This window comes from Caldisericum sp. (assembly GCF_049967455.1).
In the GTDB taxonomy this organism is placed as follows: Bacteria; Caldisericota; Caldisericia; order Caldisericales; family Caldisericaceae; genus Caldisericum; species Caldisericum exile_A.
Window position 1 is genome coordinate 1 of sequence record NZ_JBMFSR010000087.1, and the last position, 1,736, is coordinate 1,736.

Sequence of the window (1,736 nt, forward strand, 5' to 3'; positions counted from 1 at the left end):
TCTCATGTTGTTGTACTCTTTCTGCCTATCCCAGATCATAATATCCTTAAATTTATACCCAAGCTTTACCATAAGATTAGACAGGTCCGAATGGAATGGATAAAACATTCCACCCTTCCTTATGTCCATCACTATAACAACGCAATACCCTCCTTCCTTGAGAACAGAATGTACCTTGGAAAACACCGAGCCCAATTTTTCAAGGAATACGTCATAATCTGCAATATTGCCAAGGTCTTGGTCACTATCAGAATACCTAATATTATTTTTTCTATCAGCGCTTCTTTTTCTGTTAAGTACATCCCAATATGGCGGGGAAGTGACACAAAGGTCTATGCTCTTTTCCTTAACAAATTTCTCAAGCTCGAGCGAATTACCATGGTAAATATTCGATGACAGATCAGGGTTGGATAATCTCTCCAAGCTCAGCATCTTAACTCTTTTCTGAGCTTCTTTGTAAAATTTTTCTGAAAGTTCAATTCCGATAGAATTTCTACCTTCAATTATTGAAGCAACTATGGTGGAGCCAGACCCCGTAAATGGGTCAAGTACCCATGCACCTGGATTCGTGAATATTTTGATTATTCTTGAGGGTAGTTCAACGGGAAACGATGCGGGATTGGATTCTCCATTATCTATGCTTCCTTTTTTTATGTCCCTCCATATACTGAAAGAGTATTTTAGCCAATCTTTGCCAGTTAATGCGTTTATCTTCTGTTTCTTCATTTTAGATTCACCACACACTTTTATGAGATAGAGTTTTTTCCATAATATCCTCTATTATCCTGCGTTTGTCATCATTCATTCCATATAGTTTGTAAACAAACTTGTCAATTTCTTTGAGAGTCGATTTCACTTCGTCCGAATTGTTAGAACTTGGCTCTTTTCCCAGTGCGACTAATTTTGCGGTTTCCTCTATAGTTGGGTACCAGAGTAGTGGTAACTGTCTTAGGTAATAACTATCCATATGCATAGTAAGCCTTGAACCTGAGAATACGACTTGCGATAGGTAGAAGTTCATTAATTTAGAATTCAGCAGGGCATAAACATAAGCAAGTTTTCTTTCGTCGTTAATAATTATGTTAGTTACCGTTTCAGCAGTCGGGAGGCCCTGTTTGTCGAGATATGAAATTAATCCAGATTCGGACGAGTAAATATTTTGTAAGACAATCTTAGGTTTCTTAATTCTTGACAATTCTGATGATTTGTATAATGGCTTTTCGAGAATTGTGAGACTCTTAAGATGAAGTTTTGATATATCTTTCCCCTTTATGAAAGCGTTAGTGGGGATGGTGCGGGTACCTTCATAAGGTATAGTTTCAAACTTACCTTTGCCTAATGACACTCCTCTGCATATATCAATTTCACTAAAATCAAGTATTTGCGTAGTTTTTTCCTTTAATTCCCTCACAATCTGGTAGGCCAATTCACTAGGCATTGTTGGGATTCCATCCATCATTTTGAAGTAGCCTTGGGGTACTCTAAATGCATCAACTACATCGTGAGAGACCCCTTTTGTAAAGTTAGCGAATCCAATAGTTGAATTTTCGGTGGGCTGCTTATTTTTAATAAAGAGCACTATCTGCTCCCCCCTTACTCCTTTAAATTTTATGCCTATTTGTGCGATTTTAAGGATAGTGAAGTTGTTAAGGATATAGTTCCTGAAATTATGATATTTGCCTACATATAAAAGCGTTTTTGGTAAAACAAATGCGAGAATCCCTCCTTCCTTGAGG

The 1,736-nt window shown here is 37.3% G+C and carries 2 protein-coding genes; both read right to left on the reverse strand.

Annotated features, from left to right (window positions below; genetic code table 11):
* On the reverse strand, positions 1 to 726 hold a 726-nt coding region (locus ACP5SP_RS07890; protein WP_428076517.1), incomplete at its 3' end, for a DNA methyltransferase.
* A gap of 7 nt (positions 727 to 733) precedes the next feature.
* Positions 734 to 1,736: TaqI-like C-terminal specificity domain-containing protein (locus tag ACP5SP_RS07895; RefSeq protein ID WP_428076519.1), on the reverse strand; the 1,003-nt coding region annotated here is incomplete at its 5' end.